This is a genomic window from Thioalkalivibrio sp. (assembly GCF_007692535.1).
GTDB lineage: Bacteria > Pseudomonadota > Gammaproteobacteria > Ectothiorhodospirales > Ectothiorhodospiraceae > Thioalkalivibrio.
The window spans coordinates 1-16,393 of record NZ_REBW01000118.1; the positions used below are offsets into that span (position 1 = coordinate 1).

General features: G+C 65.7%; 15 protein-coding genes. 4 read left to right on the top strand and 11 right to left on the bottom strand.

Features of this window, described 5'->3' with window-relative positions; genetic code table 11:
- Positions 1-462: 462 nt before the first annotated feature.
- Positions 463-3,960, top strand: a complete 3,498-nt coding sequence (locus EA346_RS05855) for a hypothetical protein (protein ID WP_296756602.1) — start codon at positions 463-465, stop codon at positions 3,958-3,960.
- A 66-nt stretch (positions 3,961-4,026) separates the two neighbouring features.
- On the opposite strand, the gene EA346_RS05860 is transcribed toward EA346_RS05855, so the two are convergent.
- The 10 genes from EA346_RS05860 to EA346_RS05905 all read right to left on the bottom strand — a co-directional run bounded on the left by EA346_RS05860 (position 4,027) and on the right by EA346_RS05905 (position 12,339).
- The gene (locus EA346_RS05860) at positions 4,027-4,398 is read right to left on the bottom strand and encodes a TusE/DsrC/DsvC family sulfur relay protein (RefSeq protein WP_296756604.1); all 372 of its coding nucleotides are present in this window, start codon (positions 4,396-4,398) and stop codon (positions 4,027-4,029) included.
- Between the two features lie 124 nt (positions 4,399-4,522).
- Positions 4,523-4,972 carry a host attachment protein gene (locus EA346_RS05865; protein ID WP_296756606.1) on the bottom strand — a complete coding sequence of 150 codons (450 nt, stop codon included), beginning with the start codon at positions 4,970-4,972 and terminating at the stop codon, positions 4,523-4,525.
- Between the two features lie 179 nt (positions 4,973-5,151).
- Entirely contained in the window at positions 5,152-5,835 is a 684-nt protein-coding gene (locus EA346_RS05870) for a rhomboid family intramembrane serine protease (RefSeq protein WP_296756609.1), read from the bottom strand.
- Positions 5,836-5,951: 116 nt separating this feature from the next.
- Entirely contained in the window at positions 5,952-6,659 is a 708-nt protein-coding gene (locus tag EA346_RS05875; protein WP_296756611.1) for a hypothetical protein, read from the bottom strand.
- A 66-nt stretch (positions 6,660-6,725) separates the two neighbouring features.
- On the bottom strand, positions 6,726-7,412 hold the full coding sequence (locus tag EA346_RS05880; protein ID WP_296756613.1) for a protein-L-isoaspartate(D-aspartate) O-methyltransferase: 687 nt from the start codon (positions 7,410-7,412) through the stop codon (positions 6,726-6,728).
- Between the two features lie 65 nt (positions 7,413-7,477).
- Positions 7,478-7,906, bottom strand: a complete 429-nt coding sequence (locus EA346_RS05885) for a CBS domain-containing protein (protein ID WP_296756615.1) — start codon at positions 7,904-7,906, stop codon at positions 7,478-7,480.
- A 90-nt stretch (positions 7,907-7,996) separates the two neighbouring features.
- Complete coding sequence (locus EA346_RS05890; protein ID WP_296756617.1) at positions 7,997-8,881, bottom strand: vitamin K epoxide reductase family protein; 885 nt, start codon at positions 8,879-8,881, stop codon at positions 7,997-7,999.
- 100 nt (positions 8,882-8,981) lie between these two features.
- Positions 8,982-9,758 carry a glycerophosphodiester phosphodiesterase family protein gene (locus EA346_RS05895; RefSeq protein ID WP_296756618.1) on the bottom strand — a complete coding sequence of 259 codons (777 nt, stop codon included), beginning with the start codon at positions 9,756-9,758 and terminating at the stop codon, positions 8,982-8,984.
- Positions 9,759-9,838: 80 nt separating this feature from the next.
- Positions 9,839-11,350, bottom strand: coding sequence for a glycerol kinase GlpK (gene glpK / locus EA346_RS05900; protein ID WP_296756620.1), 1,512 nt, complete (start codon positions 11,348-11,350; stop codon positions 9,839-9,841).
- An 86-nt stretch (positions 11,351-11,436) separates the two neighbouring features.
- Positions 11,437-12,339 carry an alpha/beta hydrolase gene (locus tag EA346_RS05905; protein ID WP_296756622.1) on the bottom strand — a complete coding sequence of 301 codons (903 nt, stop codon included), beginning with the start codon at positions 12,337-12,339 and terminating at the stop codon, positions 11,437-11,439.
- Between the two features lie 157 nt (positions 12,340-12,496).
- Here EA346_RS05905 and EA346_RS05910 point away from each other — a divergent pair, with 157 nt between their 5' ends.
- Both EA346_RS05910 and EA346_RS05915 read left to right on the top strand, forming a co-directional pair.
- Positions 12,497-13,360 carry a class I SAM-dependent methyltransferase gene (locus EA346_RS05910; protein WP_296756624.1) on the top strand — a complete coding sequence of 288 codons (864 nt, stop codon included), beginning with the start codon at positions 12,497-12,499 and terminating at the stop codon, positions 13,358-13,360.
- A gap of 62 nt (positions 13,361-13,422) precedes the next feature.
- Positions 13,423-14,010, top strand: coding sequence for an invasion associated locus B family protein (locus tag EA346_RS05915; RefSeq protein ID WP_296756625.1), 588 nt, complete (start codon positions 13,423-13,425; stop codon positions 14,008-14,010).
- Between the two features lie 103 nt (positions 14,011-14,113).
- On the opposite strand, the gene EA346_RS05920 is transcribed toward EA346_RS05915, so the two are convergent.
- Positions 14,114-14,407, bottom strand: coding sequence for a TusE/DsrC/DsvC family sulfur relay protein (locus EA346_RS05920; protein WP_296748365.1), 294 nt, complete (start codon positions 14,405-14,407; stop codon positions 14,114-14,116).
- A 325-nt stretch (positions 14,408-14,732) separates the two neighbouring features.
- Between EA346_RS05920 and EA346_RS05925 the strand changes: the two genes are divergently transcribed.
- Positions 14,733-16,388 (top strand): ExeM/NucH family extracellular endonuclease, encoded by a 1,656-nt coding sequence (locus tag EA346_RS05925; RefSeq protein ID WP_296756627.1) that lies wholly within the window; start codon positions 14,733-14,735, stop codon positions 16,386-16,388.
- Positions 16,389-16,393 lie beyond the last annotated feature (5 nt).

The following is a 16,393-nucleotide window of genomic DNA, read 5'->3' on the forward strand; positions in this document are numbered from 1 at the left end:
GCGTGCTGCGGCTGCAGGCCGAGGTCCGGATGACCCGGTAACGCGAAAGTCACGGTCCAGTTCTGTAGGTCGGGTTAGCGTAGCGTAACCCGACGTGCCGGGGTGCCGGACGACGCTGCTTTGCGGCCATGGGTGGGCACGAGACCCGTCGGGTTACGCCCTTTGGGCTAACCCGACCTGCAGTTTGCGGCCTTTCATCGTCAAGGGTGCCGCGCATCCAAGGTCATGATCGTTAGGCCGAAGACCCGCGGCTGCCCGGTTTCGACGCGGGTCCCGCCAACCGGCACCCCCAGGTGGCCCCCTCCCCTGCCAGGCATCGCGCTTGAACTGAACGAGGGGGTCCGGCACCCTTGAGCCTCCCCGCGGCGGCACACGCCGCGGATTCCGGACCGAAATGGCGCCTCGAACGCCAACGGTCGATAAAAACGACGTGACCCACAGGGCGCGCTGGAGGATGGCTTGATGGATATCGAACGCATGCTCGGCCTGGGTACCCCCCCGGCCGATCCCGAGGCGGAGCGCCTGAAGGTCCAGCTCTATATCAATCTGAAGCTCGCCTCGTCCGGCCAGCCGACCTTTCTGACCGGTGACATGGCCGAGTTCCTGGGCACCGCGCAGGATCTGCTGAAGTCCTACCGCGAGAAGAACCGGTTGCTCTCGCATCATCACTGCCCGTCCGACCGGCGCATCCAGGACTTTCTCAGGCGCTACCTGCAGGGCCTCGACATTGGTCCCGTTCCCTCGCTCCCGACACAGACATTCATTCTCGACCGGCACGGGGTCGCACGCGAGCTGTCGCTGCCCATCGACGGGGACGAGTTTCACTCGGAGATCCTGTCCAGCTACCGAGTGCGCCAGGGCGTGCTGCACAATCCCGACAAGGACCGACGCACCACCGAGGGCTCGTTCCACATCGCCGAGGGCGGACTGCCCATCCCCGGAGACAAGAAGGCCGTTCCCCGCGAGACCTTCGCCCACCTGCTGGGCCATGCGTTGAATCCGCCGCAGGATCTGCTGACCCTGCCGTTCACGATCAACGCGAAGCGGCCCGCGCGGATGTTCGTCTCCCTGCTCCTGCGGCCCACCGTCTGCCCCGAGATTCCGCACCGCGAGGCGGAAAAGACGATGGAGATCCGCTTCTTCGCGCCCGGGAACCTGGTCAGCAACCTGGACTTCGTAGAGAGCATTTTCGGCAACGGCGGCAACCCCAACCTCCCCGAGTTCGACGCCGCCCTGGACGTCGAACACTGGACCGGGCACACCGGCTGCGTGATCCTCGCCCCGCACCTGATCCGTTGCACCAAGAAGGAACTGGGCCTGCCCCGATGGGACGAGGCCAGCGAACGTCAGCGTCAGGAGGGGATGTGCTGGCGCGACGAAGGCGAACTGTACAACGAGGGCCAGGCCTTCAAGCTCACCGCGCGCGACGAGTCCGGCGTCATCGTGACCGTGATCGCCGACAACTACTTCGGCTACTGCAAGAAGGAGGTGAAGACCCAGATCAGCTTCGCCGCCAACCTGTACGGCCTGGCCGAGGAGGAGCATGCCGGTGGCGCCCTCGCCTTCCGGCGCCGCAACCATGGCGAGGAGTACGGCGTCGACAGCCGCACCCGCGAGGCGGGGTACAGCTTTGCCGAAATGGTCGAACGCTATGGGCCGATCATGGACGTGCGCCCCGAGGGCTATGCGGTGGACCGCCGCCATCCGGAGGTCGTGTACGTCCCCCAGGATCTGCGCATGGCCCTGAACGCCCAGACCATCACCTGGGACAAGGACGGTCAGACGCAGACCATCCGCCTGCAGCCCGGAAAGATCTACATGCAGCCCAACGGCTATCGGGTGGAAATGCTGAAACACCCCGGTGCCCCGTCCTGGCGGCTGGTGGGTACCGATCCCGAGGGAACCTTCTGTCACAAGCCCTGCACTGTCTCCGGCGGCGGCAAGAGCGAGATATCCAAGTCCATCGAAGATGCCGTGATCTTCGGACCGTTGTTCGTCGACGACCTGCACAGGGATCTCGATCGCGTGCAGGAGATCTTCGACCGCGACTACAGCTCGCGCTTTCGCCCGGGGCTCGAACAGGAGGACCGCGATCCCGCCCGCAAGCCGCTGAGTCCCAAGCGGAGCCTGGGGTCGGTGATCAAGCTGCTGACACCCTCGAAGAGCTACACGGCCGAATTCAACCGGTGGCTCGAATCCATCCCCCCGCGCATCCTGGCCCTGGTTTTCCTGATCAAGCGCTTCTACCGTCAGGAGTGGGGCAACGACTGGCGCCGGCATCTCTCGGTGGACGAGGTCGATGGTGCACCCGGCCATGAGCTGAAGCTGCACGGCCGGCGCATCATCGCCACCTACCTGCGCCTTGGCTTCGATACCGAAGGCAAGTGGCGCACCTTCAAGGTCCGCCAGGATTACATACCGGCCGAGAAGGTACAGATGGAGGACGACATCAGCGCCAGCGTGGTCGTACCGGCAACCTGTCTGACCTCGGCACCCCCGGGGGACGGCGGCCGGCGCAGCCACAAGCTGGTCAAGAACTGCGAGTCCCGGCTATTCCAGCGGCCGGATGAGGCGATTCATCCCGGGTTCGATCGACAGACCGAGTTCGACATCGCCCAGCAGGGCAGCTTCCTGGCCAATTACGAACCCCTTCGGGGCGACAGCCTCGCTGCCGTCACCGAGGACGTGCTGACGCTGTGCAACTTCACCGACCCGATGCGTGACCTCCTGCTCGAGGCTGGTCGCTCCGATGGCTACGTCGTCTCGTCGGCGCATCCGCGCCTGGTGGACGGCAAGCCCTCGAAGAATCCCCGGTACCTGCAGATCCGTCCCGATCTGGTCCGGCCGGAGCGGCGCTATGCCGCCGAGATGGGCGCGCGCTTCCACCGCAAGCTGCCGCTGGAGGAAACGCTGTGCCTGCCGGTGGACGCGGTGCTGACCGGCCGGCGCAACAACCCGCCGGAGCCCGGTATCCGGCCGCTGGCGGTGTATAACCCCATCCACTACCAGGAACTTCCCGAGCTGTTCATGGACTTCGTCTGCTCCCTGACCGGCAAGTCCCCGTCGACCACGGGGGCGGGCAGCGAGGGGGCACTGACCAAGGGCCCGTTCAACGCGCTGCGGCCGACGGCCGACCTGAACAACGCACTGGTGTCGTTCATCCTGACCGGCTATGCAGGCTTTTCGAGTTCCGCCGGCCACATCGGCCCGCAGGTGCGCGTCGACCATGACGTCAGCCTGCTGATCCCGGAGATCTGGACCCGCCTGCACCGGCAGGAACGCGAGCCGGGCTTCCTGATCGAGAACGGCTACCTGGAGCCGCTGCACGACTTCGAACACCAGGGACGCAAGGTACTTGCCAGCCGGCTTGGCTACCGCATCACCGATCGCTTCGTCCACGACTTCATGGGCAAGATCTTCGACAATCCCAGCGCGGTCTTCACGGATACGATCCTGCGCCCCGAGACCCAGGATCTGGCCGTCTTCGCAGACGGCGTCGGCAACATCGTCGAAGCCCAGCAGCGGGTGGCGCAACGTTACCTGGAGGACGGCTGCCTGGATGACGCCTGCCCGCCCCTGCAAGCCCTACTGCACATCATGGCCGAAGGGCACTTCCAGGGTCGTGACGTGCATCACCCCGACATCCGGGCCATGTTCACCCGCGACTACCTGCTGGGTTCGGACTGGTACCGGGAGCGCCTGGAAACCAAGCAGCGACGTGACAGCGCACTGTGGGAGCGCCATGTGGAGAGTCTGCAGGCATTCCTGCACATGGAGAGCCACGCCGACGAGGCCGAGCGCCTGGGCCTCAGCATGCGCCTCGACGCAGCACGGCGGAAACTCTCCGAGGTGCGGGGCGAGGACTACCTGAAGAGCCTGATCGGGACCATCGGCGCCGACCCGCTCCGTCCCACACGCTGCGGCGTCGAGCTGCCGGTACCGCAGCGCAAGGTCGCCTGAGCGCGTCGGGACCGCACGCGCACGCAAGAGAGGCTGTACCGGCCCGCATGCGGGCCGGTACAGGGATCAGGATACGCTGCCGAAGCTCTGGCTCGACGCCTCGGGGGGCGGCTGGAGACCGGCCAGGCGACAGCCCTGCGCAACCGGACCGCCGGGCATGAGTTCGTAGAGGTACTTACGCCCCCCGGCAGCATGAAAGTGTTCCTCCAGCGCATCGTGCAATTCCCGCATATTGATGCGCGGGGAGTCCTTGTGGCGATGGAAGAACTCCTGCAGGGCACGGACGAGTTCCCAGTGCTCCGAGGTCAGTTCGAGCCCCTCCTCGCTGGCGACACGCTCCGCGTCCTCGCGGCTCCAGTCAAACGGGGCATGGGGAAACTCGGGATCGCGTTGGATCGCCCCCGGATTGAGGACTTCTTGCATCAGATCTTCAGCCATTATGGGTGCCCTCCTTCAGGCAAGTCGTTTGCGTGGAGACTCTCCATCATGAGTATAGACAGCCACCGATCAATGCCCGAATCCACGCCGGCCGCGCTCCTTCATCGCGGCAGGCAGGGACGCGTCAGTAGAGGAAATCCGGGAGATAGGATCGGAGGCCCTCCGGGTCCTCGATCTTGACGACGTTCTTGGCCACTTCCGCCCTGACGGTTTGGGCGACATGGCGATCCATGACGTCGCGCAGCGCACCGAGGAAGGATGGCGATGCGACGATCACCAGATGCTTGAACACGCCTTCGTGATGGGCGGACTTCAGCCGCTCGGCAACCATGCGTGCGAAACGATCGCGCTCATGGTGAGCCGGATCCGTGGTCTCATCGAAGGCGTGGCGGGCGTCACCCTGGGCACTGGCCCAGCCCCGCCCCGGTCGATCGGAAACCAGATCCTGATTCTGAGCACGGGATTCGCTGTGCGACAGCGCCTCCACGTCCGTGATTCCATGGCAGGCGCGACCTTCGCAGCGCAGGATGCGCGCTCGGGCGGCGTCGGCAACCACAATCCAGACAGTGTCCATTCAAATCCTCCATGTGAAAAACAATGGATGCCCTTGCGGGCCTGGCGGGTCGAACAAGGGTCGCCGGGACGACAGGCACCGGCTGATTCCTCTCGCTTGCCCCTCTCTAGAGTGTAGATGTTCGGGCGCGGACTCGGGCGATCATCAGAACGACCCGATCCCGTCGCCGAAGCCCTGTCTCACCACCGCAAGACCCGCCTGCGCGGCCGGATCGGCAGCCGCCCACGCCAGTACTGGATCAGCAGGAACCCGAACAACATCCCGCCCAGATGCGCGAAGTGCGCCACCCCGGCGATCGTGCCGGTGATCCCCGCGAACAACTCGAAGGCGCCGTAGCCGATCACGAAGTATTTCGCCTTGATCGGAATGGGCAGGAGGATGAAGATCAGACGCTGGTTCGGAAACATCATGCCGAAGGCAAGCAGGATGCCGAACACGCCACCGGAGGCGCCAATGGTCGGATAGATTTCCGCGTTCAGCACGCCGTACGAGGCCACCACGAGCTGGATCAGGCCAGCGCCGACGACGCAGACGAAGAAATAGATCGCGAACAGGCGGGATCCCCAGGCATTCTCCAATTGCACGCCCAGCATCCACATCGCGAACAGGTTCAGGAACAGGTGCAGCAGGCCGCCATGCAGGAAGCCATAGCTGACCAGTTGCCAGATCTGGAACTGGGGCACCCAGACCATCTCACCGTTCTGCTCGATGACGTCGGGGGTACCAACCGGCCAAAGCGCGAAGTTGACCAGCAGGGGTTCAAAGGCAAAGAGTTGCAGGATGAACACGAGGCCGTTTGCGATCAGCAGAAAGCTGATCACCGGCGGAAACAGAACGGGGCGCGGTTCGAACGGTTCGTTCATGGACAGGAGCCCTCGGGAGGCGGTTGCGGGAGCGAACGGGACTGGCTGCGCCGCGCGAGTCTTGCGTCCGGCGGCTGATCGACTCTGGCTGCCGGCGGTTGAAAGCGGCTGGCCCGTTAGTTCACTGGCAGGCGGGTCCGAAGTTCGTCCCGATCGAACCACCAGTGCTCGCCAACGATCGCATCGAGCATCCGGCCCAGTCGCTTCAGAAGGGTATCGGTATTGTTGAGCTCGTACATCTCGATCCAGGTGTCCAGCGTTTCCTGATCCTCGATTCCGCGGTGCCGCCGTGCGACCCTGGCGATGATCTGCGTGGTCAGGAACATCAGGCTGTCGCGCTCCCTGCCCTCCGTGCGCAAACCGGCAATGTAATGCGCCATCATCGCGGCGACGGCGGCACCGTCCGCCTGCTCCGGCGTCTCATCCACGATGTGACCCAGCATGGCCACCGTGGTCTGCGCCTTGACCGGGTAAGTCACACTCAGCCACACCCCCTGGCCCAGGGCAAGAATGGAATCTTCCTGCTCGGCCCGATACAGCACGTCGCAGGCCTCGACGGCCTCCTGCCAGTCGCCCGCGGCAACCAGCGGCTCCACCAGTGGACGTACGGTCTCCCAGGCCTCTTTCCCCCGCTCCAGGCCGATCAGGGCTTCGCCCATGTCCAGCAGCACATGGGCGCGATGCACGAGACCGGCGCTTTCGGGCAGCGCTGCCAGATGGGCCCGGTGCTCTGCGAGCTGCTGCTCCAGCACCGCCCGGCTCTCGGGACCGATGCTGCCGGAAAGGAAGCTCTCGGGACTGGATTGTGGGGTACGGTCTGCCATAGGAAAGGCCTGCCTGATTCTCGAGCGAGCCTGCTTTGTACCGAAGCGGCCCGGGCTTGGCAATATTCAGTGGTGGCCGTGCCCGCCGTCGCCACCGATCAAGGGGACAAAGATCACCGACAGCGCCCTGCGCTTCTTCAGACTGCCGTCTTCCTGCTTGACCGCGACGAACAGGTCCTGCCCCGTCCACTGCGCGTCTACCGGAATCACGAGCCGACCCCCGGTTCGGAGCTGTTCCACGAGTGCCGGGGGAACTTCATCTGCGCCCGCGGTCACGATGATGGCATCGAACGGCGCGGCCTCGGGCCAGCCGTCCCGGCCATTGCCCGCGCGCACGTGAACATTGTGGTAACCCAGGCGCTCCAGGACGGCCGATGCGGTCTCGGCCAGTTCCGGCACCACTTCGATACTGAAGACCTCGCCGGCCAGCTCCGCCAGGATCGCGGCCTGGTAACCCGAGCCGGTACCGATCTCCAGGACCCGGCTGTCCGGCGTGAGCTCCAGCAGCTGCGTCATCAGGGCGACAACGAAGGGTTGCGAGATGGTCTGGCCCTGCCCGATCGGCAGCGCCCGGTTCTCCCAGGCGCTGCGGGCCGCCGCACCGGGAACAAATTCATTCCTGGGCACCCTGCGTAACGCCTCGACCAGGCGCGGATCCGGCGCACTGACCCCGGTCGTGTGCGCGGTCTCGCGAAAATCCCTCAGGACGTCGTGGATCAAAGCCTCGACCCGGCGTTCATCCTCGTCGCTCATGTCTGCCATCTCCCCTGCTCCACCGCTTGCCCGCGCCGCTGCAGGCAAGCGCATTCAGGCTTCGCTCAGCTGGCGATGTAGAGCTCCAGCTGAGAAATGATGAATTGCTGTTCATCGATGATGGACTTGACCAGGTCCCCGATCGAAACCATACCGACCAGATGTCCGTCCTGCAGCACAGGCAGGTGGCGCACCCGCTTGTCCGTCATCAGGGCCATGCATTCCTCCACGGTCCGCGTGGGGCTCACGCAGGGCACCCGGGACATCATGATGTCCCGCACCCGGGTGTCGCTCGAACGGCGATCGAGCAGGATCACCTTGCGGGCATAGTCACGCTCGGAGATCAGGCCGACCAGCCGCTCCCCGTCCACTACGGGCAAGGCGCCGATCTCCTGTTCCGCCATCAGACGCAGGGCGTCCAATACGCTGTGATCAGGACCGATCCGGTACAGATCGTGTCCTTTTTCATTCAGGATTTCCTGGACGGTCTTCATCGGCGGTCCTCCCGCTTTCCTGTGCGTTACCCCTCAGTCTAGTCGTGATTTTCGCGAATGGGGCTTCGGGCGCCCGGGCCATCCACGCCTTCAGCGCCCGTGGCCGTCCCAGTCGAAGCCCGAAAGCTGTGCGAGTTCGCGCGGCTGCAGGACCTCCTCGAAACGCCGCCCATGAATGATCCAGGTCGGGTAGGTGGCGATTCCGGCCGCGACGCACACCTGTGCCATCGGCGTTCCGCGCCCGCCCGGGCTGCATTCCACGTAGGGAAGGCGATCACTCGCGGCTCCGAACAGCCGCGCCTGATCCCGGCAACTCGGGCACCACGACGCGCCGTAATAGCGCACCCCGGACTCCTCCAGATGCGTCGCCAGCGCCGCCAACCGGGGACTTTCGGGCCGCGAGAGGAGATCGCTGGAATAGAGATGCAGGGCGACGACAACGACCAGACCGGCGCCGGCGCTGCGCAGCAGCCACGGACCCCAGGCCATCCCCGGGGCCGAGGCGGGTCGCCGCAGAAAGATCGCGATCAATAACGCGCTGATGGTGGCCAGGGAGACGAGGCACCAGGGGCAGAAGGCGTCCAGGACCAACCAGCCGACGGCTGTCAGGTACAGGCTGATGGAGACCCCGATGAAGGCCAGGAACCAGAGGCGGCGCCAACGCTTCAGCTTGGCCGGCATGCGGAATGCGATCAACCCCAGCAGCGCATATAACAGGAGCCCCCACAGCGAAACGGGCAAACCCAGCAGGGTGGACCACTCACTCTGCTGGATCAGGTCGCAGCCGGAGCCCTCCGCACAAAAAGCGGGCGCAGCGCTCAACCAGGCTCCCGCGGTCAGGTACGCCGTGACCGCCACCCCGACCAGCGCCAGGCCGACGACCACCCAGTCGGGTTCCTTCCGGCCCGCTCCGGCAGTTGCCGCGCCCTTTGCCCCCTGCGGCGAACCCTTGGACTTGCGCCTTGCCTTTGCCATCGACTTCCTCCTCGCTTCAGACCAGCCAGAGTAAACGATAAACCCCGGTTTCGGGGGCAGCCCGCGGCAATGTCCACCAGGCCTCTAGTGGGCCATGCGCTCAGCGCACGGGCTCTCCCAGCCTGCTGAGCTCATCCAGCTCCTGCTTGAGCTCGCCGATCGCGAAGGTCTCGATCAGCTGTGCTCCCCGGCGGTGCAGATACAGGGCGAGCACGGCGCTGGCAACCTCGTAGACCGCGATGCGCGCGCCGGGAAACCGGATCTCCCCGGCGCGCGGTAGTCCGTCGACTGCACAGAAGAGATACTCGGGGCGCAGCGACCTCAATGCCGCGCGCTGGCGCCACCGCTTGATCACGCCGCCGAGCGCATGCCAGCCCAACGGCCCCGGCGCCCCCTCGAGGCGCTCGCGCGCAGCCGACAGTAGTGGGAGGGCAAAGGAAATCAGCACACAGCGATCCGACACCGAGCGGAGTTCCGCGCCAATCGCGTCCAGGACCCTGACGATCCCGAAATGTTTGATTGCGATCGCCTTCACCTCGACAAAGGCGATGATCCCGGGATTCGCTTCGAGAAACACGCGAAGCTGCGCGAGACTTGCCAGGTCCGTCCCGGCAAATCGATCCCCGAAACGGCCCGGTTCGGTGGCGGAAAGCCGTTGGAGTTCCTGAAACGAACGCCGGTGCACGGAGCCGGATACCGCACACATGCGCCAAAGCCCCCGGTCATGAAACAGCACCGGAACACCGTCCGCGGAGAGCTGTACGTCCACCTCCACGAAACGGGCCCCGGCGGCCGCAGCGGCTTCGAGTGCCGGCAGGGTGTTTTCCGGAAACCGCGCGGCATAGCCGCGGTGGGCAATCAATTCAGGCACCAGCATGGCCAGACTCCAGCATCGGTAGGCCGCGGCAGCTACCGGATCCCGTAGGTGTTCATCTCCCCACGGACAGAGATCCCGGTTCAGTCCTCGTCGCGTGCCCAACCCCCGGACAGGGCCACGGCACGATGCCAGCGCCGGTAAAGACGCTCCCGCCGGGACTCAGCGAGCTGTGGAGTATAGCGGTTGCGCACCCGCCACTTACCGGCGAGCTCCGCACGGTCTTCCCAGAAACCTGTCGCCAGACCCGCAAGGTAGGCGGCACCCAGCGCGGTGGTCTCGACGATCTCCGGCACCACCACCGCGCTGTCCAGGATATCCGCCTGGAACTGCATCAGCATCGGGTTCAAGGCGGCACCACCGTCGCAGCGCAGTTCCGCCAACCGAATGCCCGAGTCCCGCTGCATCGCCTCGAGCACGTCACGGGTCTGGTAGGCAATGCTCTCGAGCACCGCGCGCGCGACATGGGCCCGGGTGGTGCCCCGGGTGATCCCGATCAGCAGCCCGCGGGCATAGGGATCCCAGTGCGGTGCGCCCAGGCCGGTGAGCGCGGGGACGAAATAGACCCCGTCATTGTCCTTCACGGAGGTCGCCAGTTCAGCCGTTTCGGACGCCGACTCGATCATGCCCAGACCATCCCGCAACCACTGTACGGCCGACCCGGTGACGAAGATCGCTCCCTCCTGTGCATATTCCACCGGCTCGTCGCCGATGCCCCAGGCAATCGTCGTCAGCAGTCGCTGATGGCTGGGTACGGCCTCGGTCCCCGTGTGCTGGAGCACGAAAGAACCCGTTCCGTACGTGTTCTTGGCCATCCCCGGGCGATAGCAGGCCTGTCCGAAAAGGGCCGCCTGCTGATCGCCGGCGATGCCGGCAATCGGGATGGGCCGCGTACCCAGGAACAGTTCCGGGTCGGTCTCGGCGTAGACCCAGGACGACGGCATCACTTCGGGCAGCATCGCCTTGGGTATGTCGAGCAGCTCCAGCAATTCGTCATCCCAGCGCAGCTCGTGGATGTTGTACAACAGCGTACGCGAGGCGTTCGAATAGTCGGTCACGTGCGCCTGGCGACCACTCAGACGGTAAACCAGCCAGGAGTCGATGGTGCCGAAGGCAATCTCGCCACGCCGTGCCCGTGCACGCAGGCCCGGTTCGTGATCCAGCAGCCATCCGATCTTGGTGCCGGAGAAATAGGGGTCCAGCAGCAACCCGGTTCTGTCCTGCACCCAGGCCTCGAGACCCCGCTCGCGCAGTCCCTCGCAGGCCGGTGCGGTGCGCCGATCCTGCCAGACGATGGCCCGACCCACCGGCTTGCCGCTGGACTTGTCCCACAGCACGGCGGTTTCCCGCTGATTGGTGATGCCTATGCCCTGTATATCCGCTGCGCGCAGACCGCCTGCGCGCAGCGCCTCCCCGATCACCCGCAAGGCCACCATCAGGATCTCTTCGGCATCGTGCTCCACCCAGCCGGACCGCGGATAGTACTGGGTGAACTCCGAATAGCCGCGGGCGCGAATCCGTCCTGCGTGATCGAACACCAGAGCCGTGATTCCGGTGGTGCCGGCATCGATCGCCAGGATGTAGCGTTCCGTCATGTGACCTCCCCCCCCGGACAACACTGAGTCAGGCATTGCTGACCCCACTCGGCGTTGCCCGAATCCGGTGTGGTTGAGATTTACCCTCAATCGTGTGCAGGCGCCAGGGCTTCATGGCCTGACGGAAAGGCGCCGGGCGGATCTCCCGCCAGCCAGTTCTCGATATGCGCCCGCAAAGCCTCCGGCTGCTCGGTGTGAATCCAGTGCTCGGCCTCGAGGACCACGATCACGTGGTGGGGTAACTCGGCCAGGGTCCTGCGCAAGTACCCCAATTCGCCGAAACGACTGCCGGAGGAGAGCAGGACCAGGGTCGGGGCGTCGATATCGCGCCACGGTGGCATCGGTCGCAGTGTCTCGAGCAAACCCTGCAGATAGCTCGACACCGGCACATACCGCAGATCATGCAGCGGCGAACCGTAGCGGCGGGTCAGGGCCTGCATGCCTGCCCCATCCACCATCTTCCGTCGCGTTTCCCGGTCGAGTTCCTCGAGGTCCAGCACCGGCAGGCCGCGCCGCTTCAGGCCGACGGCATTGGCCGCCAGCGTCACGGCGAGCAGTGGCCGCAGGAGACCCCGCAGCCGCGACAGCAGGCCGAGAGAACCGGTCAGGGCCTCGACCAGCATGGGCTCGACCAGGATCAGCCCCCGTACCCGCTTCGGCCAGCGTCTGGCGAAACGCGCCGCGACATTGGCGCCCAGGCAATGCCCGCCGATCACGCAATCCTCGAATCCCTCCTGGTCGAGCATCGCGGCCAGATCCGCCGCCCAGTCCTCCGAGCGCGTCCTGCCTCGGTACAGCGACAGGGCCTGTCCACGGAGATCGGGAACCAGCACGGTCCAGTGCTCCCGGAGTTCGCTGGTCCTGACCAGCTCGTTCCAGCGCGTGCCGTTGCTGGCCAGCCCGTGCAGCAATACCAGCGCAGGTCCTGGCCCTCCCATGCGCCGGTAGTGCACGGGTCCTGCGCCCACCCGCCGGATTTCCTGTTCCATGGCTGCATCATACGACCGTCGCCTGGCGCCGTGCAGGCGCTGATGAACCATGCCGTGCACGGTACCGGCGATGCGGCCGGCAGCAGGGGTCCAGTGCGAATGCCGACGCGGAACGCCCGGGGTGTCGGGCCTTCCACGAATCCGGGACAATGGAGACATGTCCGGCGACGAACTCCAGCGTTATTACGACCGCAACACGGATCTGTTCCTGCGCATCGGCAGCAGCGGGTCCGGGCACGCCATCCATCGCGGCCTCTGGGGTCCCGGGGTGCGCACTGGCAGGGAGGCCGCCGGGTACGTCAACGCCCTGATCGCGGAAGAGATCCGCAGCGTGCTGCCCAGAGAGCCCCGTACGGTGCTGGACCTGGGCTGTGGTGTGGGCGGCACCCTGTTCAGCCTCGCCCAGACCTTTCCCGACGCTCGGCTGCACGGCGTCACCATCAGTGCTCGGCAGGTGTCGATTGCCCGCGAACTGGCGCGGCAGCAGAGCCTGGAGGAGCGCTGTGATTTCGTTCAGGACGATTTCGAGGATCTGCAACTGGATCTGCGGGCCGACGCGGTCATCGCGGTCGAGTCCTTCATCCATTCGTCCAGACCAGACCGCCTTCTGGCCACCTGCCGCGAACACCTGGTCGGCGATGGGGTACTGGTCGTTGTCGATGACTTTCTGACCCGCCCGACACCAACCGACGACCCGGCGCGATGCAAGACCATCGACACCTTTCGTGCGGGATGGCGCGTTCCCGGCCTTTGCACGCTGACCGACTTCGATGCTGAGGCCAGGCGGGCGGGTTTCGAGCCTCTGAAGCAGCAGGATCTGTCGGGGCTGATCCGTACCGGGCGTCCCAGGGACTGGCTGGTGTCCATGGTCAGTCCGGTCGCACAGGCGCTGGGACTGATGCGCCGCCCGTTCTGGGCCAATGTGGTCGGAGGCAATGCCCTGAATGCAGCGCTCCGCTCCGGGGAGGTGCAGTACCGCATGCTCGCCCTGCGGCCCTCGACCCGGGATCGCTCGTGCTGAGGTAAGCCACCCGGGTGCGAAGATTTCGCTGCCGGGCCGGGCATTTTCGGAATCTTGCCTACTTGACGCTGTCTGAGCCTCCGGATAGCTTCAGCGACGCCCACACCACTTCCGGGAGACCAGCCATTACCATCTCGAACCGTATACGCAGCACCCTGCCCCGCATTGCTGCCCTCACCCTGCTGCTGATGCTGTTCGGCACGGCACCCGCGTCCGCCCAGCTTGGCGGCGAGGTTCGTCCGGGTCCCACCCACCAGGACTGGCAAGTGATCTGCGAGGATACGCCGACCGGCGAGAGCTGCTTCATCACTCAGGCCGCCATCGACGAGAGTGGGGAACCGGTGATGCAGATATCCGTCGGCGTCATCGAGGGCGAGAATGTCATGGTGATCTACCTGCCGCTGGGTCTCGACCTTCGGCCCGGCATGCTGTTCCAGGTCGGTGAGACCCTCCGGCGCGAGTTTCCCTTCCAGACCTGCATACCCAACGGGTGCCGCGTCGTCGCGCAGGTCGATTCCGAGATGATGGCGGCGATGCGTGGCGGAACCGCCTTCCAAGTCGGCGTGAAGACGCTCGATTCCGATCGCGTGGCCGTCGTCGAGGGATCACTGATGGGCTTCACGGCCGGTTTCCGGGCGGTCTCGCAGTAGCAGAAGAACCGCGTCGATTCGCGGTGGTTTCACCGCACCCGGAAAGCGCTTTCGGAACCGTCGATGCCTCTTGCGGGAGCGACCGCTTCCCGCGTGCAGGCTGCTAAACGCAGCCCGTGGGCTTCGGCAGGCCGCCGTACTTGGTGATCGGCTTCATCGGGCCGGTCATCCAGGTCGTGAACATGCCCTTCTGGTCGGCATTCATGAATTTCGCGAACTTGCGGATCGGCGGCACCACCGCATGGTCCTCGAAATACTCGCGGGCCTTCACGATGTGTTCCCACTTTTCGTCGTCGAGTTCGATGCCGTCGGCCTCGGCCATGGCACGCCCGATTTCTGGGGTCCAGCAGTCCCTGTCGACGAGGTAGCCGTCGCCGTCGCGTTCTGGAAGATCCATGCATTTACTCCTGATCGTTGTTCAATTCGGGCAATAGTTTAGCACAACGCTAGGGATTTCCGGCGAGACCGACCGTGTCCCGAACCCTCCATTGCCGTATTAACGGGGCTTGGGGATGCCGACTCCGACGACCTGAAGGCGCGCTTTCGCGATGGCATCCCAGCCGTTATCATCGGCCGCAAGCCGAATGGAGACAGCGGGTCCCGGACGGTCAACATCGAGTGACGCTTTTCCCGGCGGTCGGATGCGCCTTGAACCCGACCGCCGTCCCAGTTGGAGACCGATGACGCGCGGCACTGCGCGCGCTGCACGACGGAGCGTGTTCATGCATAGGCATACAGGGATTGTTGGCCTGCTCCTGGCCATCCTCGGGGGATTCGTTCCGGGCGCCGGACCGGCTGTTGCGGACTGTCCCGGCGCCCGGGTCACCCCGCTCGCGGAATTGCGGGCCGGCCGGGTCACTGAGGATCGCCACGTCACGATCGAGGGCGTCGTGACAGGCGTATTCACCGGCGCTGATCGCTTGGGTGGCTTCTTTCTCCAGGACGGAGATACGCCCCCGGTCGGACTGTTTGTCTATGCGCCGGCGCTGGAGGGCCGGGAACCGAAGCCCGGCGATAGGGTACAGATCGCCGGGCGATTCGCCCGCTTCCACGACCGTCCCCAGGTCAGCCGCATCACGGACTTGAACGTCTGTGCCCACGAGGGGTTACCCCGCCCTGTCGATCTGCGTCTGCCGCAGGACGCGGCGCGCCTCGCCGACCTACAGGACATCAAGGTTCGCCTCGACCAGACGCTTACGGTGACCGGCAACGCCGAACTCGGCCGCTACGGCAGCCTGCGCCTGGCCGCCGATGGGAGGCTGTTCCGCTCCGGTCAGGGCACCGTGCAGCATCGAGACTCCAATATGGCCCGCCAGATGGTGCTCGACGACGGCAGCTATCGCGCGAACCCGCAGCCCATCCCCTACCTCGACGCTGACGGAACCCGGCGGGTCGGAGACCAGATCGAGGGACTGACCGGCATCCTGACCCATGCCTTTGATGCACACCGCATCCATCCGACCCGGATCCCGGTGTTCCGCTCCGCCAATCCGCGACCGTCACCACCCGCAGCGCCGAACGGAGCCCTGCGCCTGGCGACCCTCAACATGGAGAACTACTTCCTCACGCTGGGAAGCCGGGGCGCATCCAGCCGCGCGGAATTGCGACGACAGCGGCAGAAGCTTACGGCGGCGGTGCGCGGCATCGACGCCGACGTGATCAGCCTGACCGAGGTGGAAAACCGTGGCCGGGCACTCGACGATCTGGTGGCCACCCTCAACCGCGGGCTACCCATCCGCCAGCGCTATCGCGCAGTGGCAAACCCGGACGCGGGGACGGACCCGATCCGCAACGCCCTGCTCTACCGACCCGCCCGCGTGACCCTGCTCGGGACCGATGCCGACCTCGATCCCGTGCACAACCGCGCGCCCCTGCTGGCCTGGTTCCGACCGGCCGGCGGCGGCGATCCCTTCGGCGTCGTCGCGGTGCACTTCAAGGCCAAGGTCGGCTGCCCGTCGGAAGGCGACATCGACCGCGGACAGGGCTGCTGGAACGAACTGAGAACGGCGCAGTCGCGACAGCTGCTGGACTGGCTCGATCGGGTGCGCAGAGACGGCGCACCGGTGCTGATCGCCGGCGATATCAACGCCTACGCCGCCGAGGATCCGGTCGTCACGCTGCTGGCCGCGGGCAAGCGTGACCTCACGGCGCCGCACCTGTCCCCACCAGATCGCTACACCTACGTCTTTCGCGGCGAGGCCGGGCAACTCGACTACCTGCTCGCGGGCCCCGCCCTCGCCGGGCAGGTTTCGCGCGCAGGCATCTGGCACATCAACGCCGACGAACCGCGGTTCCTGGGATTCAGCGGCCGGACACCGGCGGCAGGGCCGTGGCGGTCATCCGACCACGACCCCGTCTGGGCGGAAATCGCGAATTAGCCGTG